Below are 25,286 nucleotides of genomic sequence, written 5' to 3'. Positions count from 1 at the left end.
TGGGTGGTACAGATTTCTGGCTGGATCAATGCAGTGGGGGCACGAGGGGTCCGGACAGCGGACGCACCTGCGACGCCCTGTTGTCCTGCCCCCGTGTCTCCCCTGACCGCACAGTTGGAATGAAGCTGTGCAGATGCCGACAGGTATAGTCCACTTGTCGCCAACTGAGCAAGATCGAATGCAGGTTTGAACGGCAGTCTTTCCCGAGTTGAGACCTCGCGGATACCTCGGCACCGCATGGCCTCCTTCGGATGTAACGATTTCCGCATTCCGGTCGATTCGAACACCGACTCTGATCCAACACCCTTGACACCAACCGCAACTTCACTCCCTACTGGTTCCTGCGCCCCCCTCTGACAACGTTGTCCAAGCGCACTTCCTCGGGAGGAATGGCTCGGCATGCAGCCCCGACATGGTTCTCGCAAGAGACAAAGCAGCACGGCCGCGGTGATCGCGGCCTCACTCGTCCTGCTCGTGACAGCCCCCACCGCTGCCGCGGCCACCTCGGCCGGAGCAGTCGCAGACGGCCAAAAGGCCGCCGGTGACCGGACCTTCACCTCGTCCTTCGAGGCGGACGAGAAGCAGCCGGACTGGCGCAATACCGTCGAAGAAGGCCCTGACGGCAAGAAGCGGGCATCGGGTATCGATGGCGGCTTCTCCGCCGGAATACCGGGCAATGTCACCGACAAGGTCACAGATGTCCGCGCCAGCGACGAGAACACCGGCGGCGGCGAGGTGAAGGAAAACCTCGTCGACGGCGAATCCGGCACGAAGTGGCTGTCGTTCGAGCCCACCGCCTGGGCCGAGTTCGACCTCGTCGAGCCGGTCAAGGTCGTGACGTACGCGCTGACTTCCGCCGACGACCACGACGAGCGGGACCCGAAGGACTGGACCCTTCAGGGCTCCGAGGACGGCAAGACCTGGACGGACCTGGACACCCGGACCGGCCAGACCTTCAGCGAGCGCTTCCAGACCAAGTCGTACGACTTCACCGCGGACAAGGCCTACCAGCACTTCCGTCTGGACATCACGAAGAACAACGGCGCCTCCGACGCGACCCAGCTCGCCGACGTCCAGTTCTCCGACGGGGACACCTCCGCACCCGCCCCCGACGACATGCGCAGCCAGATCGACCGCGGCCCGTCCGGCTCCCCCACCGCCAAGGCCGGCGCGGGCTTCACCGGAAAGAAGGCACTGCGGTACGCGGGCACGCACAAGGCGGACGGCCGGGCCTACTCGTACAACAAGATCTTCGACGTCAACACGGCCGTCACCAAGGACACCGAACTTTCCTACCTGGTGTACCCCCAGATGGGCGAAACGGACCTGTCCTACCCGGCCACGCACGTCGCGGTGGACCTGGCGTTCACGGACGGCACGTACCTGAGCGACCTGCGCGCCACCGACTCCAACGGCGGCCTGCTGACCCCCGGGGGCCAGGCAGACGCCAAGCGGCTGTACGTCAACCAGTGGAACAAGATCGACGCGCGGATCGGCACCGTCGCGGCCGGCAGGACCGTCGACCGGATCCTGGTCGCGTACGACTCCCCCAAGGGCCCCTCGAAGTTCCAGGGCTGGATCGACGACGTCAAGATCGCTCCCAAGGCGCCCGAGAAGCGCAAGGCGCACCTCTCGGACTACGCCTCGACCGTCCGCGGCACCAACTCCAGCGGCGGCTTCTCGCGGGGCAACAACTTCCCCGCCACCGCGGTCCCCAACGGCTTCAACTTCTGGACGCCGGTCACCAACGCCGGATCGACCAGCTGGCTGTACGACTACGCGCGCGGCAACAACGACGACAACCTGCCCACCCTGCAGGCCTTCAGCGCGAGCCATGAGCCGAGCCCCTGGATGGGCGACCGGCAGACCTTCCAGCTGATGCCGTCGGCGGCCTCCGGCACCCCGGACGCCTCGCGCACGGCGCGCGCACTGCCGTTCAAGCACGAGAACGAGACGGCGAGGCCCCACTACTACGGGGTGACGTTCGAGAACGGTCTCAAGGCCGAGATGACGCCGACCGACCACGCGGCGCGGATGCGGTTCACCTACCCCGGTGACGACGCGAGCATGGTCTTCGACAACGTCTCCAACGACGGCGGGCTCACCCTCGACCCGAAGACGAGCTCCTTCACCGGCTTCTCCGACGTGAAGAGCGGCGGCTCGACCGGCGCCACCCGGCTCTTCGTGTACGGCGTCTTCGACGCCCCCGTCACCGGCAGCGGCAAGCTCTCCGGCGGCGGCGGTGACGACGTCACGGGCTACCTGCGCTTCGACGCGGGCAAGGACCGCACCGTCAACCTGCGCCTCGCGACCTCGCTGATCAGCATCGACCAGGCCAAGCAGAACCTGGCCGCCGAGATCCCCGCCTCGCGCTCCTTCGACCGGGTCGAGGACAAGGCGCAGGACGCCTGGGACGACCTCCTCGGCAAGGTCGAGGTCGAGGGCGCGTCCGCCGACCAGCTGACCACGCTGTACTCCAGCATGTACCGGCTCTACCTCTACCCGAACTCGGGCTTCGAGAAGGTCGGCGGCAAGGACCAGTACGCATCGCCGTTCTCCCCGCAGGTCGGCTCGGACACCCCGACGCACACCGGCGCGAAGATCGTCGACGGCAAGGTGTACGTCAACAACGGCTTCTGGGACACCTACCGGACCACGTGGCCGGCGTACTCCTTCCTCACCCCGAAGAAGGCCGGCGAGATGGTCGACGGCTTCGTCCAGCAGTACAAGGACGGCGGCTGGATCTCCCGCTGGTCCTCCCCCGGCTACTCGGACCTGATGACGGGCACCTCCTCGGACGTCGCGTTCGCGGACGCGTACATCAAGGGTGTCGACTTCGACGCGGAGGCGGCGTACGACGCGGCCCTGAAGAACGCCACTGTCGTCCCGCCGTCCTCGGGCGTCGGCCGCAAGGGCATGGAGACGTCCCCGTTCGCCGGGTACGCCAACACCTCGACCCACGAGGGCCTGTCCTGGTCGCTGGAGGGCTACCTCAACGACTACGGCATCGCGCAGATGGGCCAGGCGCTCTACAAGAAGACGCACAAGCAGCACTACAAGGACGAGTCCGAGTACTTCCTGAACCGGGCCCGTAACTACGTCGAGCTGTTCGACGACAAGGCGGGCTTCTTCCAGGGCAAGGACGCCAAGGGCGACTGGCGGCTCCCGTCCGACCAGTACGACCCGCGGGTCTGGGGCTACGACTACACGGAGACCAACGGCTGGGGCTACGCCTTCACCGCTCCGCAGGACAGCAAGGGCCTCGCCAACCTGTACGGCGGCCGGGACGGTCTGGCCAAGAAGCTCGACACGTACTTCTCCACTCCCGAGACGGCGGGCCCGGAGTTCGTCGGCTCGTACGGCGGCGTCATCCACGAGATGACGGAGGCCCGTGACGTACGGATGGGCCAGTACGGTCACAGCAACCAGGTCGCGCACCACGTCACGTACATGTACGACGCGGCCTCGCAGCCGTACAAGACGCAGGAGAAGGTCCGCGAGGTCCTCGGCCGCCTGTACACGGGCAGCGAGATCGGCCAGGGCTACCACGGCGACGAGGACAACGGCGAGCAGTCGGCCTGGTTCCTCTTCTCCTCCCTCGGCTTCTACCCGCTGGTCATGGGCAGCGGTGAGTACGCGATCGGCTCCCCGCTGTTCACCAGGACGACCGTGCACCTGGAGAACGGCCACGACCTGGTCGTCAAGGCGCCCAAGAACAGCGCGAAGAACATCTACGTCCAGGGCCTGAAGGTCAACGGCAAGAAGTGGACCTCCACCTCGCTGCCGCACGACCTGCTGGCAAAGGGCGGGGTGCTGGAGTTCGACATGGGCTCCAAGCCGTCCGCCTGGGGCACGGGCAAGGACGCCGCCCCGGTCTCGATCACCAAGGACGACAAGGTGCCGGCGCCGAAGAAGGACGTCCTGAAGGGCGAGGGCGCACTGTTCGACAACACCTCGGCCACGACGGCCACCGCCTCCACGGTGGAGCTGCCGGTCCCCTCGGCGACGAACGCGGTGCAGTACACGCTGACCTCGGGCGACGCGGCCAAGGCCCCGGCGGGGTGGGTGCTGCAGGGCTCGTCGGACGGCACAACGTGGAAGGACCTCGACAAGCGGTCCGGCCAGTCGTTCGCCTGGGACAAGCAGACGAGGGCCTTCACGGTGAACGCCCCCGCCTCGTACGCGCACTACCGGCTGGTGCTCAGCGGTGAGTCGACGCTCGCGGAGGTGGAGCTGATCTCCTGATCCTGCGCCGCTTCACGCGACCGGCCGGTACCTCCTCGCGGGGTACCGGCCGTTCCGCGCTCTGCGCCACCGTACGGTCGAGCAGCGCCTCGGCTCCCTCTCCCCGCAGCCACTCATCCGGGTGGGTCCACGCCATTCACCCGTGGGACGAGGTGCGCATTCGCTACGTTCCGTGGCATGCCTCAGCCGAAGGACCTGGACCCGTACACCGATCCCCGTGCCTTCTACGGCGCCGAGTTGCGCCGGCTGCGCGAGGCTGCCGGGATGTCTCAGAGCGAGTTGGGCTCCCGGGCGTTCTGCTCCGGTACGTACATCGGGCTGTTCGAAGCGGGGGAACGGCGGCCCCAGCTGGAACTGTCGCGCACGCTGGACGAGTTGCTGGGGAGCGGTGAGCATCTTCAGCGGCTGTGCCGTCTGGCACGGAAGTCGAAGGTGGCGGGGTACTTCGCGGATGCCGTCGAACTCCAGGCGCGGGCCTCGTCCATCGACAGCTACACGGCGATGCTCGTGCCCGGCCTGTTGCAGACCGAGTCATACGCGCGGGCGCTCACCCGGGCCGCGCATCCCTACGCCGCCACCGAGGTGGTCGAAGGCCATGTCACGGCGCGCATGGAGCGCGCCCAGCTCCTTGACTCGCCGGCGGCGCCGGTGCTGTGGGCCATGATTCACGAGGCTGCTCTGCTCGTACCGGTGGGTGGACGCGCAGTCATGGCCGATCAGCTCGGCCACCTCGCCGAGCAGACAGAATCCCGTCCTCGCGTGGTGACGCAGGTTCTCCCCTTCTCGGCCGGAGCGCATCCGTTCCTGCACGCGTCCATGCTGCTGATGCAGTTCACCGACGGCCCGGCCGTGGTCTATACGGAGAGCGCCTACAGCGGCCAACTCGTGGAAGAACCGCTGCTGGTGGAGCAGTACAGCGCCGCATACGATCTGGCCAGGGCTGCCGCGCTGTCGCCGGAGGCGTCCCTGGAACGGATCGCCTCGGCGGCGAAGGAGTTCGCGACGTCATGAGCACCACACCCGACCTGAGCGCCGCTGCCTGGCGCAAGTCGTCCTACAGCAACGGGGACGGTGGCGACTGCGTCGAGATCGCCGACAATCTCCCCGGCATCGTCCCCGTACGCGACAGCAAGGCCGCCCCGGAGGGGCCTGCGCTCACCTTCGCGAGGGCGCGCTGGGCGCCCTTCGTCGCGGCCCTCGGGGAGGGCTCCCTCTGAGTCGCGCTCAGACGTGTTCCGGGGTGTCCGGAACCGCTGTGGGAAACAGGCTCTCCGGCAGAGTCACGTTCCACGCCGTGATGACCGGCTGGCCGTGCTCCCTGCCGAGCCGGGACACAGCGCCCGTGGCGAGCTGGAAGAGCGTGCCCTCCGCCGGGGTCAGGCCCAGGTAGCGGGCCGTCAGGACGCGCAGGAAATGGGAGTGGGCGACGAGGGCGATGTCCTCGTCACCGGCCCGTCCTGCGGCTTCCCTGACCTCGGCCAGGATCCGGTCGGCCCGTTCGCCGACCGCTGCGGGGGTTTCGCCCGGGTGGGCCTCGGGGCCCGGCGTGACGCCGTCGGTCCAGAGGTTCCAGTCGGGGCGGGTGCGGTGGATCTCCCGGGTGGTGATGCCCTCGTAGCCGCCGTAGTCCCACTCGCGCAGCTCGGGGGTGATGCGGGGCGCGGCGAGCCCCGCGAGTTCGGCGGTTCGCCGAGCCCGTACGGAGGGGCTGACCAGGGTGAGCGCGATGTGCCGGTCGGCGAGCAGGGGCGCGAGGGCGCGGGCCTGGCGTTCACCGAGGGGTGTCAGGGGCAGATCGGTGTGGCTCGTGTGCTGTCCGTTGCGGGACCACTGGGTCTCGCCGTGCCGGATCAGGATCAACTCGCCCATGTGAAGGCCATCCGCTCTCAGTGCTGTTACCGCTCACGTGCTGTCGATGGTGCGAACCCGCTGGTCCACGATCGCATTCCGGCCGTGGCGAGGCGGGCGGGCGCGCCCGGGAGTGCCCCGGTGCGGCTACGCGCGCTGCCGCTGATAGGCGAGGATCTCCGCGATGACGTGGCGTGCGGTGTCCGCCATGAACGCGTTGGTCTCCCGGTAGTACTGGAGCTCCATCAGTGCGATCGACAGCGCCCAGCCGATGCCCCGCGCCCAGGTGGCGTCGTCCGCCTCCGCCGCGGTGCGGAAGGTGTCGCGCGCCGCGGCGGGCAGCACGTACCAGGCCGAGATCAGGTCGACGGCGGGGTCGCCCAGGCCGAGGCAGCCGAAGTCGATGACGGCGGTGAGCCGGCCGTCGGCCGTCAGCATGTTCCCGGGTTGCAGGTCCGCGTGGATCCAGACGGGAGGACCGGTCGGTGCGGGCGCGCGCAGAGCGGTCTGCCAGATCTCGGCTGCCGTCGCGACGTCGATCTCGGCGCGAAGGTCCGCCAGGGCCTCACGGACTGCGCGGTCCCGGGCGGTCAGGGGCTCGCTGCGGTAGGAGGGTGGCCCGTCGGCGGGGTCGATGCGGTGGAGGGCGGTGACGAACTCGGCCAGGTCCCGGGCTAGCGGGGCGGCTTCGGTGGTGTCGCCGACCGTCGGGCAGTCCCCGTCGAGCCAGCCGTAGACGGACCAGGGCCAGGGGTAGCCGTCGCCGGGCTCACCCGCGCCCAGCGGTACGGGAATGTCGACCGGCAGCGCGGGGGCCAGGCGCGGCAGCCACCGGTGTTCCTTCGCGGTGTCGTCGGCCGAGCCGGCGGTACGAGGGAGCCGGACGACGAGATTCTCGCCGAGCCGGTACATCACATTGCTGGTCCCTGCGACACCGACGCGTTCGGCGGGGAGACCGGACCAGTGCGGGTATTGCGCGGCGATCAGCCGGTGCACCAGTGCGTTGTCGATTTCGGGCTCGTCGGCGTGCATCCTGCCCTTGCTCATCCCTGCCGTTTGGAGCGGGTGATTTCCGGTCGGCCTACATACGACCCCGGCCGTGATGCACTCGTCAACCGCATACGGTCGCGCCCTACACCTCCAGGTTGGCGAAGAGACCGATGAGCCCGCCGACGACGTAGCTCGTGACGTCGGCGGCGGGCGGAATCCACGCCACCCACTCCGGGCACACCTCCTGGACGGGCCCGGTCCCCAGAGGGGAGAAGATGTTGGCCAGCGGGCCGAGTCCCGAGCTGATGGCGGCCAGGATGCGATCGGCGTTCCAGTCGCCGCTCTCCTCGCAGTCGGCAACGATGTTAACGACAAGATCGACAAGGCCGAGGACCATGTTGAACGCAGACAGGGCGAAGGCCTTCAGCGACTCGGAGTCCGACGGCGTCGCACCATTGAGGTAGTCGTTCAAATAGTACATTTTGAACAGCTGCCAGCCGACTGTGGAGAGCGAGGCGAAGAGGGCCCCGACGGCCCAGTCGGCGATCGGCCATGCGTTGAGGTCGTCCACGGGGAGCGGGATGGTCAGCGCGACCGACAGCAGGTTGCAGCCCACGCCGATCGCGGTGACCACACCGCCGTAGTCCGCCCAGCTGTCCGACCATGACTCGCCGGCCGCCGCGCAGAGATCCAGGTACATGAGGGCGAGGCCCTCGACGACGCTGGACAGAGCCCCGCCGACGTAGTAGATCGACGCCCACGTGCCGGTGGAGCCGGGAACGCCGTCGCCGGGGCGGCGCTGCGCGTCGGACTCCGGGGGCCAGCTCAGGCTCGCGGACTTTCCTTCGATGATGGTGCCGATGACATGCACGGGCACGGCCGCGAGGAGCGTGAGCCCCTCCAGGATGGTGATGCTCTCGACGAGCGGGTCACCCGCGAGCAGGGCGAAGAAGTTCCAGCCGAGCAGCAGAGGGACCACCAGCGGTCCGGAGAGGTTCGTCCCCAGAAACGTCTTCACATCCTCGATGCAGTCCACGATCAGTCCGAGGAGGTCGACGACCACCTCGTCGAGCAGGGCGAGGAAGGCCTCGATCAGCTCTTCGGCGATCGTGCTGAGCAGGTCTCCGATGCCGAGGTTCTGCCACTCGCTCGGGTCGGAGGGGTCGATCTGGGTCTTGATCCAGTCGATGACTTGCTGCACGGCTTCGCCGAACGCCCGGAACAGGTCCTTCGCCGCCTCCGATCCGAACAGCTCGCAGCAGAAGTCCCAGAAAGGATCGGGGGCATCGGTCGGACTCCCCTTGCCGGACTCGGTGGCCTGCCGGCCGAGATCCTCGATGAACTCGCTCAACGTGCGCTGAGCGGGAGCGGGCCCGGCGCGGCCGCTGCCGGTCGGCGGGGTGACCGCGCCGAAGGTCTGATGGGTCAGGTAGTGGGCGTGCGGGCTCGCTGCCAGGTCGGCCGGCGAGACCGCCGTACCGCCGGCGCCCGTCTTCGTGATCGTGCTGGTGTTGCCCGTGACGGAGCTCGGTTCGGCGTACTGCTGATACGTGGAGTTGCTGCCCAGCGTCGTGCCGGAACCGATGCCGGTCGCGGCGCCGCCGAACCCGTCCTTGATCGCGCCCTGGAGGTCGGCGAAGAACGACGACTGCGGTCCGAGATTCGACCGGGCGTTGGCCAGGGCCGCGGCCACGGAGTCGATGGTGGCGGTCAGCCCCGCCGCAAGGGCCTCTTGGCAGGCGAAGACGGCTTTGCCGTCGAACAGGGCCTTGAGGAAGTCGATGACGTCCTTGACGTACGCCTCGATGGCCGAGAAGACGGCCATCACGACGTTGACCGCGTCCTCGATGCCTTTGATGATGATGCTGCCGATGCTGACGATCGCGTCGCCGATCTTGACCGCGATCTGCACGATGCCGTCGACCAGGTTCGCACCGATGTGATAGACCGCCATCGCCGCCGACTTGATGCCCTGCCAGACGCTGTCCGCGATGCTCTCGATATCACCCCACAGGCTCTCGCCGATGACGGTGTTGTGGTGGGCCAGTTCACGCAGGTAGGTGTCGCGGTCGTAGAACTCCTGGTAGCGGGGCCGGCCCGTGACGATGTCGCGGTTGATGATGAATCCCGCCAGGCCGGCGTCCGCGTCCTCCGATGACTTCGGGCCCTGATTCGACTGGCCTGTTCCCTTGGCCATGAGGCTCTGGATGTTGGTGAGCGCCTGGTCCGCGGTCATGACGGCGTTGTCGCCCTGCACCCCGGGAAACAGGCTGCCGGGGCGGTCGGGGTTGGGGTTCTGCGCTCCGGAGATCGTGTCGGAGGTGAAGGTGGTGTTGCCGCCGCCCATGTAGGCGAGCGAGCCGGTGGTGCCGAGCCCTCCGTTGCTGATGCCCTCGGCACTGCCGGCGAGGTACGCCTGCACCGGGGCGGCCGGTGCGACGGTCTGCGCCCCGAACGCGGGTTCGTCGTCGGAGTCGTCGCCGGACTGGCCGGGCGCATCGGTGAACGTGAGGGTGGCGGGGGCGAAGTCGCTCGCGACGAGGGCTACGGTGGCGGTGCCGCCCGCCGTCGTGGTGACGGTGGCGGACTGGTCGTCGCCCGGCCCGATCACCTGGACGGTGCCGTTGAGGACAGCGGCGGTCACTGTCGAGGCGTTGACCTCGACCTTCCGGTTGCTCACCGGCACGCCGTTGACGTCGGTGAGGATGAACTGGGTGCGGTACGTCGCCAACTCGTACGTGTTGACCTGAGCCAGCGCCGGAGTGTGGTTCATCCAGCCGCCCGGACCGGCGTCGGTGGCCGGATTGAGCTGACGCAGTCTCAGTTCGCCCGCGGCGTTGGCCGTGAACAGCGTGGGTGGGTCGTTCGGGAAGAGCGAGGGATACAAAGCGCTACAGCCCTCGTTGACCCCACCGCTTTCGGTGAGGTTGCCGGAGATCGCGACGCTCGGCGCCCACTGGATCGTGTACTTTTCCGGGGCGGCACTGCTGGTGAAGAACCCGGTCTGCGTGAGGAAGAAGAGATTCTCGTCCGAGTCGGTGACGAACACCGACGTCACGCCCGTGTGGTCGGTCACGGCCCGGGCCGATGTGATGGTGCCGCTCGTGTTCACCGGCAGAGCGATGCTGCCGTACTCGGCGTCGTAGAGAAAGGGCACGCCGTCGGTGTCGACGTACAGCGGCCGGAAGCCGTACTCGATCCCTTCCCAGCAGACACCCGCGAACGACTCCGCCGCGGTGACCGGTGGCGGCGAGATCGGCGGACGGGCACGGGAGTAAGGGGACTGGACGACCACGGTGTCGGTCAGCCGCCACACCGAGGTCAGCGACTCACCGGCGGCCAACGACTCGTTGGCACAGACCAGGACCCAGTTGCCGAACTGCTGCGCGATCGGGAACAGCGTCCAGTCCGACACGGTGTAGAACGAATCGAGCTCGCCCAGCAGCACGGACTCCTGATGCCAGGCGGCTCCGTCGAAGCTCAGGGTGCTGCACACAGGCATCTCGAGACTGATGAAGTCCAGGTTGCTGAAGGAGTAGACGATCGGGAACGGGCCCTGGCCGGTGGTCCGGAGCGGACCGTTGTTCGGGTCTTGGACGTTGGGGTCGTAGTAGACCACCTTGAGGGTCGGCACCGGGTATTGGAACTCGAAGGTTTCCGAGAAGAAATTGCCGTCACCGTCGAGCCAGCCGTGCCAGAGGATGGGCGACGCGTCGAGGTCGTCCTTCAGGGTGCAGAAGAAGTTCGGGAGACCGAGGGCCATGCACGAGACGACTGATACCGGCGTGCAGCCGTCCGGGATGCCGGGGATGGGGGTCAGGGTCCAGCCGTGTACCGCGGTGGGATCCTGAGCGAGGTAGTTCAGCGTGTAGGTGCCGTTGTTCGAGGTCCCGTCCGAAGCGGTGTCGGTGATGACGAAGGCCTCGGCCAACCCGTTCTTGAAAGGGTTGCAGAAGGTGCCGACCCAGGGGGCCGCACTCTGCGGGAGATCCTGATCGAGGCTGACCATGACACTGTTGGTGTTGACGGCGTCCTGGATCAGGACACTGCTGACCTGCGCGCTGAAGGGCAACTTGGGGTACGGGGTACTCACGGGCGGTCTCCGGAAGTTGGCGGCGGCTTCGGGGGCGGATCGACGGTCGGCGCGCGGTCAGGCGGACGGGGGGACGGTCCAGAGGTTGTTGCCGTCGCCGTCGACGATGCAGAGCGTCCCGGCGGACTTGTCCACGATGAGCTGGGCGCCGTTCACACCCGCCTTCCAGATGGCGGTGCCCTGGCCGTCGAGCAGCTGCAGATCGCCGTCGGTGGTGAACACGGCGCCCGATCCGGGCTGCGACCAGTAGTCCGTTCCGACCTGATCCCACAACAGCAACTGCTGTTCCTGCATGAGCAGTTGGGAACCCTCCTGGCCGGTCATGCCGGTGCCGGGGGTGAACCACCAGCCGGGAGGGCAACCAGTGGCGTCATCGCTGCTGGGCGGCGGCTGGCCGACCCGGAAGACGAGGGCACCGGCGGACGTGATCTCCAGGCAGGGCTCGGGGCCCGTGGACACAGTGAGGGTGTCGCCGGGGCTGCCCCCGAAGTCGGCGGAGCTCCACACCAGGTTCACCCCGGTGCTGTCGTAGACCTCGAGCGCGCCCGCCTCGGTGAAAGCGGCGGAGTGTCCGGGGGTGTTGCCGTCACTCCCGTCCGTGCCGGTGTTCCAGACCGGCTGACCGGACCGGTCGAGCAGGACCAGGTTGCCGTCGAGCTGCATGACCAGCACCACTCCGTCGGCGGCGATCTGAGCGCCGGGGGCGATCAGGGTGCCGGCCGGACACGGGGCCTGCGTACGGTTCGAGAACCAGAAGGGGAAGCCGTCGTCACCGACGAGCTGCACGCTGGGCGGAGCGTCGACGATTCTGAGGCTCGCCGTGCCCCCGGTCGTCCCGGTTCCCGACTCCCAGAGCGTGTCGCCGGACATGTCGACGACGCACAGGTCGGCGCTCTGGGTCAGCATCGCACCGCCGACGCCGTCGAGTGGCACGGACCACACCGAGGTGTCCCCCGCGGTGAGCAGCAGGCCGGCCGACTGCACGGTCAGCCTGGTGTTCAAGGGCGTGCTGACGCTCGAACCGGCAGGCAGCGCCGTGCCGGCGGGCATGGGGCTGACCAGGTCGACGGACGGCAGCGGGGCGTTCTCCAGCACCTGGTAGCCGGACCATTGGCCGGTACAGCCGGGCAGCGTGGTGCTGTAGCTGCCGGGCTGGTCGGAGGGTTCGTAGAGCCAGAGAGTCTGGTCGTCGCCGATCACGAACAGGGCGGGGGCGTCACCCGGCACCTGGTCCGGGGCGAGCTGCACGGGGTCCGTGCCGGATCCGCCGGCGTAGATCTGCGAGGCCGGGCCCATCATCGGCGTCTGGCCGTTGAAGCACGTGCTGATCTGCGGGATGGCGTAGACACTGTCGTCGGAGCCGATCACGTACAGGGTCGTGTTGACGCCGGCCACGGCCTGCCCGGCGACGGCCAGCCGGCACCCCAGATTCGGCACCGGCAGCGCCATCGCCCCGGTGAACCCGGCCGGCCAGACCATCAGGTTCCGCTCGCCGCCCGGCTCGTTGTCCACGTAGACGCAGGCAGGGATGAGCGGCCCGCTCTCGGAGTAGGCCTGGATCACCGCGACGAGCCCTCCGGGGAAGACGCCGCCGGCCACGCCCGGCCCGCCGCTGAGCCCGGGAGACGCGAGGGTGTGCCACGGCGTCAGGACGCCGTTTGCCGAGCCGGACAGCTGTGTGACGCTGGGGGTGCCACTCCAGTTGAAGAACACGTTGAAGTGCGGGCAGAAGCTCGTCCCGGTCGCCTCGGTCGGCGCCAGCACCATTCCGTTGTACTGGGGCGCGAAGTCCGGACTGCCGAAGTGCTGGTACGGGGTCCAGCCGTTGCCGTCGAACGCGGTGACGACGACGGTGGAGGAGTCCTGTGCGCCGTACAGGACAGGGCGCGGCGGGTCGTCGCCGCCCGGCGGGGAGTAGGCGACGCTCAGACCGGTGACGATCGGCACCGAGCCCACCGGGCACTGCGGCGAGTCGCTCCAGCCTTGCGGGGTCAGTTCCAGCTGCCCGAGCGTCCCGGCGCCGTCTGTCCAGAACACGTTGACCCCGGCCGGGTCGCTGGAGCACCCGGTCACGGCCACGATCCCGCCGAAGCGCTCCGCTCCGCCGCCGAGCGTGTACGGACCGCCGGGCAGGTCCTCCACGCCCCAGCACACACCGCCGTGCGAGGTCAGGTGCCGCAGTACCCCGGCCCCGTCCACGAACACCGCTTCGATCGCGCCCGACCCCGCGGGCGCGCCGTAGGGCACCGTGAAGGGGTTCCGGAACGCCGCTACCGGCGAGAACCCGCCCCCCTGGGCAGGAGACGCTACAGACACCGGCGAGGCCGCCACCGCACTTTTCACGGGCCTTGTCTGACAGACCGTTACGTGATCGTGCAGGAGCGACGCGCCCGAAGGGGCTCCCCTCGGGTGACACTTCGCCAGTTTTGCCCGATCGGCCTCACCCGGCCGGAGCAGCGGGACGGGCCGGCCCGTCCCGCCGCGTTCCGGCGCGTCACCCCTTTCGGTCCGGCGCAGCCGGCGCCTTGACCGAAGGGGCCGACGGGCCGGCCGCGACCTCAGCCCTTGACGACCTCCAGCGCCGCGTCGCCGACGACCACGACCTCGTACGGCCGGTCCGTGTCCGCCGTGACGCGGAGCGTGCCGCCCTCGCGGACCAGTTGGTACGTGGCGGCCGGGGCGCCCGTGAGGTCGGGGACCGTCACCGTGCGGGTGAAGTCGCCGAGGCCCTCGGGGGCGTACACGCGCAGCTGAAGGTTCTGCGTCCAGTCTGCGTCGGGGCGGGAGGCGTCCGCGCCGAGCGGCAGGACCGCGCCGGGGCGGACCAGCAGCGGGAGGCTGTCGAAGCCGTGGGTGCCGTGGTGCCAGGCGGGGCCGGTAACGGTCTCGCCGGTCAGGAAGTGGGTCCAGGTGCCCTCGGGGACGTAGTACTCGACCTGGCCGTCCTCGCTGAAGACCGGCGCCACGAGGAGGTCGGCGCCCAGCAGGTACTGGCGGTCCACCGTGCGGGTCGCCGGGTCGTCGGGGAACTCCAGCAGCATCGGGCGCATGGTGGGGACGCCGGTGCGGTGGGCCTCGACGGCGGCGCCGTACAGGTACGGCATGAGGCGGTGCTTCAGCTCGGTGAACTGCTTGGCGACCGCGACCGCCTCGTCGCCGAACTCCCACGGCACCCGGTAGGACGAGGAGCCGTGCAGACGGCTGTGCGAGGAGAGCAGGCCGAAGGCGAGCCAGCGCTTGAAGACCGCCGGGTCGGGGGTGCCCTCGAAGCCGCCGATGTCATGGCTCCAGAAGCCGAAGCCGGAGAGGGACAGGGAGAGTCCGCCTCGCAGGGACTCGGCCATCGCCTCGAACGAGGACCAGCAGTCGCCGCCCCAGTGGACCGGGAACTGCTGGCCGCCGGCGGTCGCGGAGCGGGCGAAGAGGACCGCCTCGCCCTGGCCGCGCTCCTTCTCCAGGATGTCGAAGACGGCCTTGTTGTACAGGTGCGTGTAGTAGTTGTGCATCCGCTCCGGGTCGGAGCCGTCGTGCCAGACGACATCGGTGGGGATGCGCTCGCCGAAGTCCGTCTTGAATCCGTCGACGCCCTGGTCGAGGAGGGTCTTCAGCTTGGCCTGGAACCAGGCGGTGGCCTCGGGGTTGGTGAAGTCGACCAGCGCCATGCCGGCCTGCCACTTGTCCCACTGCCAGATGTCGCCCTCGGGGGTGAGGACGAAGTAGCCCTTCTCCGCGCCCTCCACGTACAGGGCGCTCTTCTGCGCGATGTACGGGTTGATCCAGACGCAGATCTTCAGGCCCTTGTCCTTGAGCCGGGCGAGCATGCCCTCCGGGTCAGGGAAGGTCTGCGGGTCCCATTCGAAGTCGCACCACTGGTACTCGCGCATCCAGAAGCAGTCGAAGTGGAACACGGAGAGCGGGATACCGCGCTCGGCCATCCCATCGACGAACGAGGTGACGGTCGCCTCGTCGTAGTCGGTGGTGAACGAGGTGGTCAGCCAGAGGCCGAACGACCAGGCCGGCGGGAGGGCCGGGCGGCCGGTGAGCGCGGTGTAGCGGGTGAGGACGTCCTTGGGCGTGGGGCCCGCGACGACGAAGTACTCCATCGTCTGGTCCTCGACGCTGAACTGCACCTGGCCGACGGCCTCGGAGCCGACCTCGAAGGAGACCTTGCCGGGGTGGTTGACGAAGACACCGTAGCCACGCGAGGAGAGGTAGAACGGGACGTTCTTGTAGGCCTGTTCGCTGCTGGTGCCGCCGTCGGCCTGCCACATGTCGACGACCTGGCCGTTCTTGACGTACGGGGTGAACCGCTCGCCGAGGCCGTGGATCGTCTCGCCGACGCCGAGGGCGAGCTGGGCGAACATGTGGTGGCCGCCGTCCTGCACCGTGGCGAAGGCGGTGCCCTTGCGCCCGGCGGAGGTCAGCAGGCGGCCGTCCGCGTCGAGGAACTCCAGGCCGAAGCCGCCCTCGGTGGGGAGCCGGAGGGTGAGCGGGCCGCTGGTGAGTTCGGCGGTGGGGCCGGCGTCGCGGGTGGTGGCCGTGGTGTCCCCGGTCGCGCCGGGGAGGACGAAGTCCGGGCCGGGGCGGCGCTTGCCCGCGAGGTGGGTGACGCGGACACCGATGACGCCTTCGGCGGCGGCGTACGCCTCCACCGTGATCAGGGGGGCGTTGAGCGTGTCCCCGCGCCGCGTCACGCGCTTGACGGCGGCGTGGGCGGTGAGGCGGTCGGCGTCGAGGCGGAGGTCGCGGAGCTCGGTGGCGTACGAGGCGTTCACACCGTCTCGCATCTGCCAGAAGCCGTCGGTGAACTTCATGGGGGGTCTTCCTTGGCCGGTGGTACGGGGGGTGTGCGGGGTACGTCGTCAGGAGTACGGGTGCGTCGTCAGGGGCGCGTCGTCAGTAGTGCGGGCGTCGCCCGGTCGAGGACCGAGGTCACCCGGTCCCAGATGGCCGTGTCCCGGGGCACGGCGGGCAGTTCGCGACCCTCGCCGGTGCCCCACTCCGTCGCCAGGGCCACCGGGTCACGGCCGGTGGCGGCGCCCGCGGCGAGGGCGGCCGCTCCGAGGGCGACCAGTTCGCCGGAGTCCGGGAGGATCACCGCACGGCCGGACAGCCGGCGCACGGTCTCCACCCACATCGTGCCGCGGGCTCCCCCGCCGATCAGCCGCAGCGGCGCGTCGGGCGCGTCTGTTGCCTGCCGCGGCACCAGCGGCAGTTCGTCCAGAGCGCGCAGGACGGCGACGACCGCACCCTCGTAGGCGGCGCCGAGGATCTGCTGCCGGGTCGTGTCGTGCCGCAGCCCGTGCAGGAGCCCGGAGGCGGCGGGGAGGTCCGGGGTGCGCTCGCCGTCCAGGAAGGGCAGCAGCACGGCCTCTCCGCCGGGTGCGGCGTCCTCGCGGTCCAGGCCGAGCAGCTCGGCGACCTTGTCCACGGCGAGGGTGCAGTTCAGGGTGCAGCCCAGCGGGAGGCGGGTGCCGTCGGTGGCGGCGAAGCCGGCGAGCAGTGCGGAGTGCGGGCGGTTTCGGGTGGCGGCGAAGACGGTGCCCGAGGTGCCGAGGCTGACGACGGGGTGGTCGAGGAGCCCTTCGGCCCCCAGGCCCAGGCCGACCGCGGCTGCCATGTTGTCGCCGGTGCCCGCGGCGACGGGGATGCCGGCGGGCAGGCCGAGGGCGTGGGCGGCCTCGGCGGTGAGGTGTCCGGCGCGGGTGGCTCCGGTGGCGGCGACCGTGGACAGCATGTCCGCGCGGATGCCGGTGAGGGCGAGCAGCTCGGGGTCGTAACCCTGGGTGTCGGGGTCGTACCAGCAGGTGCCGGACGCGTCGCCGGGGTCGGTGACGGCGGCGCCGCTCAGCCGTTCGGTGAGGAAGTCGTGCGGGAGGCGGACGGCGGCGGTCGCGGCGGCGACGGCGGGTTCGTTCTCGCGCAGCCACATCCACTTGGCGGCGGTCATCGAGGCGACGGGCACCGATCCGGTGCGGTCCAGCCAGCCCTCCCGGCCGAGTGCGGCGGTGAGGGCGGCGGCCTGCGGGGCGGAGCGGGTGTCGTTCCACAGGAGGGCGGGGCGCAGGGGGTTGCCGTCGGCGTCCAGCGTGACCAGTCCGTGCTGCTGGCCGGCCACAGCGATCCCGGTGACGGCCGCCGGGTCCAGGCCCGATTCGGCGAGGGCGGCGGCGACGGCCGCACGCAGGGCCTGCCACCACTGTTCGGGGTCGCTCTCGCGGGCGCCGCCCTGGCCGGTCACGGTGTGCGGGGCGCGGCCCACGGCGAGCAGCCGACCGGTCGCGGTGTCGACGACGGCGGCCTTGGTGGACTGGGTGGAGCTGTCCACGCCGATGACGGCCGATACCGGCGCTGTGGCCGGATTCCGGGCTGGTCGCGACGGCATGTCGTACCTCGTTCCTGTGGGTCCCGATTTTGATCGTACACAAAACAAATAATTCTTCGAAGCGCTTCGACGACCCTCAAGGCCGTTCACACCCCGCCCCGCCTGGGCCGCAAGACCCCCAACAAGGAGGCACGTTGCCCCTAAGTGACTGATGTGTCACAGGGATGGTCTAGAAACAAACGCCGAGATGCCGTATTAGTACTGCCAGCAAACAAATCGGTCGGGCGGCAGAGCAGCCGCCCGGGCCATGTCGACAAGAGGCAGCAGAATGTCGAACCGCTTCACCCCCACCCCCGCCGACCGGTTCACCTTCGGGCTCTGGACCGTCGGCTGGCGAGGCAACGACCCCTTCGGTGACGCCACCCGCCCCGCCCTGGACCCGGTCGAGTCCGTCGAGCGCCTCGCGGAACTCGGGGCGCACGGTGTGACGTTCCACGACGACGACCTGATCCCGTTCGGCGCCTCGGACTCCGAGCGCGCCGCGATCGTGTCGCGTTTCAAGGACGCTCTGGACCGCACCGGTCTCAAGGTCCCCATGGCCACCACCAACCTCTTCACGCACCCCGTCTTCAAGGACGGCGGCTTCACCTCCAACGACCGCGACGTCCGTCGCTTCGCGCTGCGCAAGGTCATCCGCAACATCGACCTCGCCGTCGAGCTCGGCGCCGAGACGTATGTCGCCTGGGGCGGCCGCGAGGGTGCCGAGTCCGGCGGGGCCAAGGACGTGCGGGTCGCGCTGGACCGGATGAAGGAAGCGTTCGACCTGCTCGGCGAGTACGTCGTGGACCAGGGCTACGACCTGAGGTTCGCGATCGAGCCCAAGCCGAACGAGCCGCGCGGCGACATCCTGCTGCCCACCGTCGGACACGCACTGGCCTTCATCGAGCGCCTGGAGCGCCCGGAGATGTACGGCGTGAACCCCGAGGTCGGCCACGAGCAGATGGCCGGGCTGAACTTCGCCCACGGCATCGCGCAGGCCCTGTGGGCGGGCAAGCTCTACCACATCGACCTCAACGGCCAGTCCGGCATCAAGTACGACCAGGACCTCCGCTTCGGCGCCGGCGACCTGCGCCAGGCCTTCTGGCTCGTCGACCTGCTGGAGAGCTCGGAGTACGCAGGCCCGCTGCACTTCGACTTCAAGCCGGTGCGCACCGACGGCATCGACGGGGTCTGGGAGTCCGCGAAGAACTGCATGCGCAACTACCTGATTCTCAAGGAGCGCGCGCTGGCGTTCCGCGCCGACCCGGCCGTCAAGGAGGCGCTGGCCGCCTCCCGTCTGGACGAGCTGGCGCAGCCCACCGCGGCCGACGGCGTCAAGGCGCTGCTCGCGGACCGTTCCGCGTTCGAGGACTTCGACGTGGACGGCGCCGCCCAGCGCTCGATGGCGTTCGAGGCGCTCGACCAGCTCGCCATGGAGCACCTGCTCGGCGTCAGCTGACGCCCCAGGGGTGTCCGGCGCGGACCGTCGCCGTCGGACACCCCTTCTCCCCGGGCGCGGGCCTGCCGGACCCGCGCCGGGGCGGACCGATCCACCTCGTCGGGACACAGTGGTCCCGCCGGGCCGGCACCCCTTCTCACGCAAGGGCACCATCGTGAAAGCACCCTCTCCGGACGGCACGCACCAGCAGGGCCGCCGTCGTCACCGGCGGGTCATCGTCCCGCTCACCGTCGTCTCCGCGCTGCTCGGCGGCGTCGTCCTGTCCGGCTGCGGGCAGCAGCAGGACCCGGACGTGTACACCGTCATGAACTCGTCGACCGACGAGTCCTACCACCGCTGGGACGCCCAGACGCTGGCCCGGTGCAGCAAGACGCTCGGGGTGAAGATCGAGCAGCAGAGTGTCCCTGCCGCGCAGGTGATGACGAAGGCCCTGCGGATGGCGTCCTCGAAGTCACTGCCCGACGTGCTCCAGCTGGACGCCTCGGAGATGCCGACGTTCGCCGAGGCGGGCGGGCTCATCCCGCTGAAGGACCTCGGTCTGACGACGAAGGACATCCCCGAGGGGATCGTCAACTTCGGCTCGTACGACGGGACGTACTACGGGGCGGCGCGCACCGTGAACACCCTGGCGCTGTTCTACAACAAGGACACCCTCGACCAGGCCGGCCTGAAGGTGCCCACCACCTGGGCCGAGATGCAGGCGACGGCCAACAAGCTCACCCAGGGCAAGCGGTACGGTCTGGCGCTCAGCGCGGGCGGTGCGGAGGACGGCGTCTTCCAGTTCACCCCGTTCATGTGGTCCAACGGCGGCGACGAGACGAAGCTCGACACCCCGCAGGTGGCCGAGGCTCTGGACTACTGGAAGAGCCTGCTCAAGGACGGCTCGCTGTCCAAGTCCACGGTCAACTGGACCCAGGCCGATGTGAACGACCAGTTCATGGCCGGCAACGCCGCCATGATGATCAACGGCCCGTGGCAGGTGGAGACCCTCAACTCCAAGAAGGGGCTGAACTGGGGCATCGCCCAGATCCCCGTCCCGGAGGCCGGCGACGACTCGGTCGGTCCGCTGGGCGGCGGGGTGCTGACCGTGCCCAACACCGGTGACAGCGAGCGCGAGAAGATGTCTGCCAAGATCATCGGCTGTATGTCGAGCGAGCAGGAGCAGATCACCTACGCGATCAACAGCTGGATGGTCCCGGCCAACGAGAAGGCCGCCGCCGTGTGGCGCACGAAGGCACCGGAGCTGGCCGCCCTCGCCGACCAGGTCGCCACGGCCCGTTCGCGTACCGCCAAGCTCGGCGCACAGTGGTCGTCCGTGTCGCTGGCCCTGCAGAGCGCCTTCCAGTCCGCCCTCACCGGTGAGTCCAGCGAGGCCGCTCTGAAGCGCGCCCAGCAGCAGGTCACGAGCGGGAACTGAGGTAACGAACCATGTCATCCACCACAGCCTCGGCCGCCGCGCTGCCGGCCGACCCGAAGGCCCCCGTGGCCGGTGCGGTCAAGAAGCCCGTGAACCCGCGGAGCGCCAAGCGGCGCAGGACGCTCGCCCAGTGGGGGTTCATCGCCCCCGCCGTGATCTTCATGGCGCTGTTCTTCGGCTACCCGCTCGTCCGCAACATCGTGATGAGCTTCCAGGACTACTCGCCGTCCACCTTCTTCACCGGCGAGGCGCCGTTCAACGGCTTCGACAACTGGAGCAACGTCTTCAACGACGGGCTGTTCGGCAAGGCCCTGTGGCAGACGATCCTCTTCACGGTCGGATCGCTCGTCGGCCAGTTCTGTATCGGCCTGGCCCTCGCCGTCTTCTTCACCCGCCGTTTCCCGCTGAACGGGATCCTGCGCTCGCTGATCCTGCTGCCGTGGCTGGTCCCGATGGTCGTCTCCGGCATCGTGTGGCGGCGCATCTTCGACCAGGACACCGGTGTCCTCAACTCCTTCCTGGGCACCGTCGGCCTCCCCGGTGACACGCCGTGGCTGACGAGCACCAGCATGGCGCTGTTCTCGGTGGTCCTGGTGAACATCTGGATCGGCATCCCGTTCAACATGGTGATCCTCTACGGCGGCCTCCAGGAGGTCCCCAAGGAGCTGAACGAGGCCGCCTCGCTCGACGGCGCGTCCGCCTGGCGTACGTTCCGCTCGGTCACCCTGCCCATGCTCAAGCCCGTCATCACCGTGGTGCTGGTGCTCGGCTTCATGTCGACGGTCAAGATCCTCGACCTGGTCCTCGCCCTCACCGACGGCGGGCCCGCCGACTCCACCCAGACGCTCGGCACGCTCACGTACCAGAACTCCTTCGTCCAGATGGACTTCGGGGCCGGTGCCGTGGTCGGCAACATCCTGATCCTGATCTCCGCCGTCTTCGCGGTGTTCTACCTGCGGGTCAACCGCAACGAGGGGAAGTGACCGGCATGGCGACCACCACCCAGATCCCCGCCGCCCCGGCTCCCGCCGCCGTCCACCGGCCGAAGCGCCGCTGGGGAGCGACCGTCTTCGGCGTCGTCGTCCTCGCGGTGATGCTGTTCCCGCTGTACTGGATGATCAACACCGCGCTGCAGCCGGACGCGGGCCTGGTCGACGTCGGCCCGGTCCCTACGGGCGTGGACTTCTCCGGCTTCACCTCCGCCCTCTCCGAGCAGGGCGGCAACCTGCTGACCTCGCTGGCCGTGGCGCTCGGCGCCGTTGCCATCTGCCTGGCGATCTCCGCGCCGGCGGCGTACGGCCTGGCGCAGTTCAAGCTGCGCGGCAGCAAGACGATCGTCTTCGGCACGCTCATCACCCAGATGGTGCCGGGCATCGTCATCGCCAACGCCCTGTACAGCGCGTACGTGGACCTCGGCCTGGTCAACTCCTACTTCGGCCTGATGCTGGCGGACGCCTCGCTCGGCATCCCCTTCGCCATCGTCCTGATGCGCTCGTTCATGGTGTCCATCCCGCGTGAGGTCATCGAGGCCGCCGAGGTCGACGGCGCCGGCCGCATCCGTACGTTCGTCCAGGTCGTCCTGCCGATGAGCCGCAACTCGCTGATCACCGCCGGGCTGTTCTCCTTCCTCTACGCGTGGAGCGACTTCATGTTCGCGCTGACGCTGAACACCACGGACGACGTCAAGCCGATCACACTGGGCATCTACCAGTACATCGGCGCCCACGTCGGTGACTGGGGTTCGGTCATGGCCGCCTCCGTCCTCTCGGCCGTGCCCGCCGCCGTCCTGCTCGTCCTGTCCCAGAAGTACATCGCCGCCGGGATCACCGGCGGCTCGGTCAAGTAAGGGTTTCCATGAGTGACTTCCCGGTCTTCCCGCCCGGTTTCGTCTTCGGCGCGGCCACGGCCTCGTACCAGATCGAGGGCGCCGTGGATGAGGACGGCCGCGGGCCGTCCATCTGGGACACCTACAGCCACACGCCCGGAAAGACCGACGGCGGTGACACGGGTGATGCGGCCTGCGACCACTACCACCGCTACCCCGAGGACGTGGCGCTGCTGCGCGACCTGGGTGTGGACTCGTACCGCTTCTCGATCGCCTGGTCGCGCATCCAGCCCGCGGGCAGCGGGGCGATGAATCCCAAGGGCCTGGACTTCTACTCCCGGCTGGTCGACGAGCTCCTCGAAGCGGGCATCGAGCCGGCCGCCACGCTCTACCACTGGGACCTGCCCCAGGCCCTGGAGGACAAGGGAGGCTGGCGGGTACGCGAGACCGCGGAGCACTTCGGGGAGTACGCGGCGATCATGGCGGAGCACCTGGGCGACCGGGTACCGCGCTGGATCACGCTGAACGAGCCCTGGTGCAGCGCGTTCCTCGGCTACTCGGTCGGCCGGCACGCACCGGGCGCGAAGGAGGGCCGCGGCGCTCTGGCCGCCGCTCACCACCTGCTCGTCGGCCACGGCCTGGCGATGAAGGAGCTGCGGGCGGCGGGGGTCCGCGAGGCGGGCATCACGCTCAACCTGGACCGCAACGTCCCGGCCACCGAGTCGGACGCCGACCTGGCCGCGGTCGTCCGCGCGGACACCCAGCACAACCTGGTGTGGACCGAGCCGATCCTGGCGGGCCGCTACCCGGTCACCGAGGAGGAGACCTGGGGCGAGCTGATCACCGAGCAGGACTTCCGGCGCGAGGGCGACCTGGAGCTGATCTCCCAGCCGATGGACTTCCTGGGCATCAACTACTACCGCCCCATCGTGGTCGCCGCTGCCCCGCACCGCGAGGCCGACCCGGCGCTGCGGGTCGCCACGGACAACCGTTACAGCGAGGGCGAGTACCGGGGCGTCCGCAAGACGGCGATGGGCTGGCCGGTCGTGCCCGAGTCCTTCACAGATCTGCTGACCGCGCTGAAGCAGACGTACGGGGACGCGCTGCCGCCGGTGCACATCACGGAGAACGGCTCGGCGGAGTTCGACACCGTGGACGCGGACGGCTCGGTGCGCGACGCGGACCGGGTCGCCTATCTGCAGACGCACCTGACGGCGCTGCGGGCGGCGATGGACGCGGGCGTGGACGTACGCGGCTACTACGTCTGGTCGCTGCTGGACAACTTCGAATGGGCGCTCGGCTACGCGAAGCGGTTCGGGATCATCCGGGTCGACTACGACACGCAGGAGCGCACCCCGAAGGACAGCTACCGCTGGTACCAGGAGCTGATCGCGGCGCACCGGAAGTAGTCCCGTCCGCCTTGCTGCCGCCCCCCGTTCGCCGGACTGCGAGCGGGGGCGGCGTTGCGTGTGCGGGTGCCTCCGGCCCTCAGCGTGCCGCGTACGCCGCCGGGTCCGCCAGGACCCCGCGTACCACGTGGGCCGCCGCGCCCCGTGCCGCGTCGCCGGAGAGCGAGGAGGCCCGCAGCCCGCTGCCGTCGGTCCGCCACCGGCCCGACACCACGCGGTCGGCGAGCTGCGCCTCGGCCGCCTTCGCGAGCCACGGCATCAGATCGCGGTAGATGCCGCCCAGGACGACGGTGTCCAGGTCGAAGAGGTTGACCGCGCCCGCCAGCGCCACGCCCATCCGGTCACCGGCCGCCCGCAGCACCTCCAGCGTCTCCGGGTCGCCCGCCCTCGCCCGCTTCTCCAGCTCGCCGAGTCCACGCACACCCGCCGCCGGGTCGATGCCCGCGGCCCGCAGCAGGGCCGCCTGACCCGCGTACTGCTCGAGGCAGCCCCGCGCCCCGCACCCGCACAGCGGCCCGTCCGGATCGACGACCACGTGCCCGACCTCCCCCGCGAAACCGTGTGCACCGCGCAGCAGTTCGCCCTGGATCACCAGCGCACCGCCGACGCCGATCTCGCCGGTGAGGTAGAGGAAGCAGCCGGCATCGCCGAGGCCGCCGAACCACAGCTCGGCCAGGGCTGCCAGATTGGCCTCGTTGTCCGAACTGACGGCCAGCGCCCGGCCGGCCGGCCTCAGCGTGCTGAGCGCCTGGCCGAAGATGCCCTCGGCCGCGACGCGGTACCAGCCCAGGTTGGGTGCCTGGCGGACCATGCCGCCGGAGACGAGTCCGGGCAGGGCCAGCTCGACGCCGACAGCCCGCAGCCCCTGCTCGCCGGTCGAGGTGATGACCCGGTTGGTCAGCCGGGCCGCATGGGCGAGGACCTCGGCCGGCGGGGTGTCGCGGTTGTCGATGTGCTCGGTGACGCGGACCCGGTCGGTGCCGGTGAGCCCGACCGCGCACACCGAGACGTAGTCGATGTTGATCTCGACGCCGAGCCCGGCCGGGCCGGTGTCCGACACCTTCAGCACGGTGCCGGGCCGTCCGGCGCTTCCGCTGAACGTCTTGCCGGACTCGGTCAGGTGGTCGAGCGCCAGCAGCTCCTCGACGAGCGAGGAGACCGCGGCCCGGGTCAGCCCGACGCGGGCCGCCACACGGGCGCGGGTCGCCTCGCCCTCCTCCAGGACGGCACGCAGGACGAGGCCGAGGTTGTTACGGCGCACGGACTCGGTTCCGGCCTTGGCGCCGGTCGAGGTGGGATGGATGGTCATCAGGCCCTCGAGCGTAGGGCCTCGCGCCCGGATGCCGTGCGCGACCCCGCCACGACCTGCGGTTTCGGCCCTGTTCTCGTACGGCTGTCGCCAGGTGGCGTGCGGCGCTGGGCAACTGCCCGGGAATGCGGTCGCGCGCACCCCGCCGGAGCCTGGCCCCGAGGGCCGGCCGACGAGGTCCGCACCTTCCCCCGCGCCGGATCACCGGCGTCGCGGAACTGGCGGAGGACCCCGCCCGATGACGGCGCCCAGCCTCTGAGGTCCGACAGCGGAACAGGGCCGTTCCGTGCCGGTGCCGCCGTGGGGCAGTGGACCGTACCGAACGAT

General features: G+C 69.6%; 15 protein-coding genes. 8 read left to right on the top strand and 7 right to left on the bottom strand.

Annotation, left to right across the window (positions count from 1 at the left end):
* Positions 1-399 precede the first annotated feature (399 nt).
* From SH922_RS31655 to SH922_RS31645, 3 genes are all read left to right on the top strand, one after another.
* Positions 400-4,245, top strand: coding sequence for a GH92 family glycosyl hydrolase (locus SH922_RS31655; RefSeq protein WP_393061872.1), 3,846 nt, complete (start codon positions 400-402; stop codon positions 4,243-4,245).
* A gap of 177 nt (positions 4,246-4,422) precedes the next feature.
* Positions 4,423-5,256 carry a Scr1 family TA system antitoxin-like transcriptional regulator gene (locus SH922_RS31650; protein WP_393061870.1) on the top strand — a complete coding sequence of 278 codons (834 nt, stop codon included), beginning with the start codon at positions 4,423-4,425 and terminating at the stop codon, positions 5,254-5,256.
* On the top strand, positions 5,253-5,462 hold the full coding sequence (locus SH922_RS31645; protein WP_393061868.1) for a DUF397 domain-containing protein: 210 nt from the start codon (positions 5,253-5,255) through the stop codon (positions 5,460-5,462). Before SH922_RS31650 ends, SH922_RS31645 begins: the two co-directional genes overlap by 4 nt.
* A gap of 7 nt (positions 5,463-5,469) precedes the next feature.
* On the opposite strand, the gene SH922_RS31640 is transcribed toward SH922_RS31645, so the two are convergent.
* The 6 genes from SH922_RS31640 to xylB form a co-directional block, all read right to left on the bottom strand.
* Positions 5,470-6,114 (bottom strand): histidine phosphatase family protein, encoded by a 645-nt coding sequence (locus tag SH922_RS31640; RefSeq protein WP_393061866.1) that lies wholly within the window; start codon positions 6,112-6,114, stop codon positions 5,470-5,472.
* A 126-nt stretch (positions 6,115-6,240) separates the two neighbouring features.
* Positions 6,241-7,140 carry an aminoglycoside phosphotransferase family protein gene (locus tag SH922_RS31635; protein WP_393061864.1) on the bottom strand — a complete coding sequence of 300 codons (900 nt, stop codon included), beginning with the start codon at positions 7,138-7,140 and terminating at the stop codon, positions 6,241-6,243.
* 85 nt (positions 7,141-7,225) lie between these two features.
* A complete protein-coding gene (locus tag SH922_RS31630) occupies positions 7,226-11,176 on the bottom strand; it encodes a hypothetical protein (RefSeq protein WP_393061862.1) in 3,951 nt (1,316 codons plus the stop codon).
* A 57-nt stretch (positions 11,177-11,233) separates the two neighbouring features.
* Positions 11,234-13,423 (bottom strand): hypothetical protein, encoded by a 2,190-nt coding sequence (locus SH922_RS31625; protein WP_393061860.1) that lies wholly within the window; start codon positions 13,421-13,423, stop codon positions 11,234-11,236.
* Between the two features lie 311 nt (positions 13,424-13,734).
* The gene (gene yicI / locus SH922_RS31620; protein WP_393061858.1) at positions 13,735-15,990 is read right to left on the bottom strand and encodes an alpha-xylosidase; all 2,256 of its coding nucleotides are present in this window, start codon (positions 15,988-15,990) and stop codon (positions 13,735-13,737) included.
* 68 nt (positions 15,991-16,058) lie between these two features.
* A complete protein-coding gene (gene xylB / locus SH922_RS31615) occupies positions 16,059-17,561 on the bottom strand; it encodes a xylulokinase (RefSeq protein WP_393061856.1) in 1,503 nt (500 codons plus the stop codon).
* Positions 17,562-17,829: 268 nt separating this feature from the next.
* Here xylB and xylA point away from each other — a divergent pair, with 268 nt between their 5' ends.
* The 5 genes from xylA to SH922_RS31590 all read left to right on the top strand — a co-directional run bounded on the left by xylA (position 17,830) and on the right by SH922_RS31590 (position 23,650).
* Positions 17,830-18,999 (top strand): xylose isomerase, encoded by a 1,170-nt coding sequence (gene xylA, locus SH922_RS31610; RefSeq protein ID WP_393061854.1) that lies wholly within the window; start codon positions 17,830-17,832, stop codon positions 18,997-18,999.
* Positions 19,000-19,153: 154 nt separating this feature from the next.
* On the top strand, positions 19,154-20,416 hold the full coding sequence (locus SH922_RS31605) for an ABC transporter substrate-binding protein (protein WP_393061852.1): 1,263 nt from the start codon (positions 19,154-19,156) through the stop codon (positions 20,414-20,416).
* Between the two features lie 11 nt (positions 20,417-20,427).
* Positions 20,428-21,399, top strand: coding sequence for a carbohydrate ABC transporter permease (locus tag SH922_RS31600; protein ID WP_393061850.1), 972 nt, complete (start codon positions 20,428-20,430; stop codon positions 21,397-21,399).
* Between the two features lie 5 nt (positions 21,400-21,404).
* Positions 21,405-22,262: a carbohydrate ABC transporter permease gene (locus SH922_RS31595; RefSeq protein ID WP_393061848.1), complete on the top strand. Its 858-nt coding sequence runs from the start codon at positions 21,405-21,407 to the stop codon at positions 22,260-22,262.
* 8 nt (positions 22,263-22,270) lie between these two features.
* Positions 22,271-23,650 carry a GH1 family beta-glucosidase gene (locus SH922_RS31590; RefSeq protein ID WP_393061846.1) on the top strand — a complete coding sequence of 460 codons (1,380 nt, stop codon included), beginning with the start codon at positions 22,271-22,273 and terminating at the stop codon, positions 23,648-23,650.
* A gap of 79 nt (positions 23,651-23,729) precedes the next feature.
* Here SH922_RS31590 and SH922_RS31585 read toward each other — a convergent pair whose 3' ends face one another.
* A complete protein-coding gene (locus SH922_RS31585) occupies positions 23,730-24,959 on the bottom strand; it encodes an ROK family protein (protein WP_393061844.1) in 1,230 nt (409 codons plus the stop codon).
* Positions 24,960-25,286: the final 327 nt, after the last annotated feature.

Source organism: Streptomyces sp. LN549 (assembly GCF_043203805.1).
In the GTDB taxonomy this organism is placed as follows: domain Bacteria; phylum Actinomycetota; class Actinomycetes; order Streptomycetales; family Streptomycetaceae; genus Streptomyces.
Note: the sequence above shows the minus strand (reverse complement) of the source record. Positions and strands in the feature narration are given on the sequence as shown.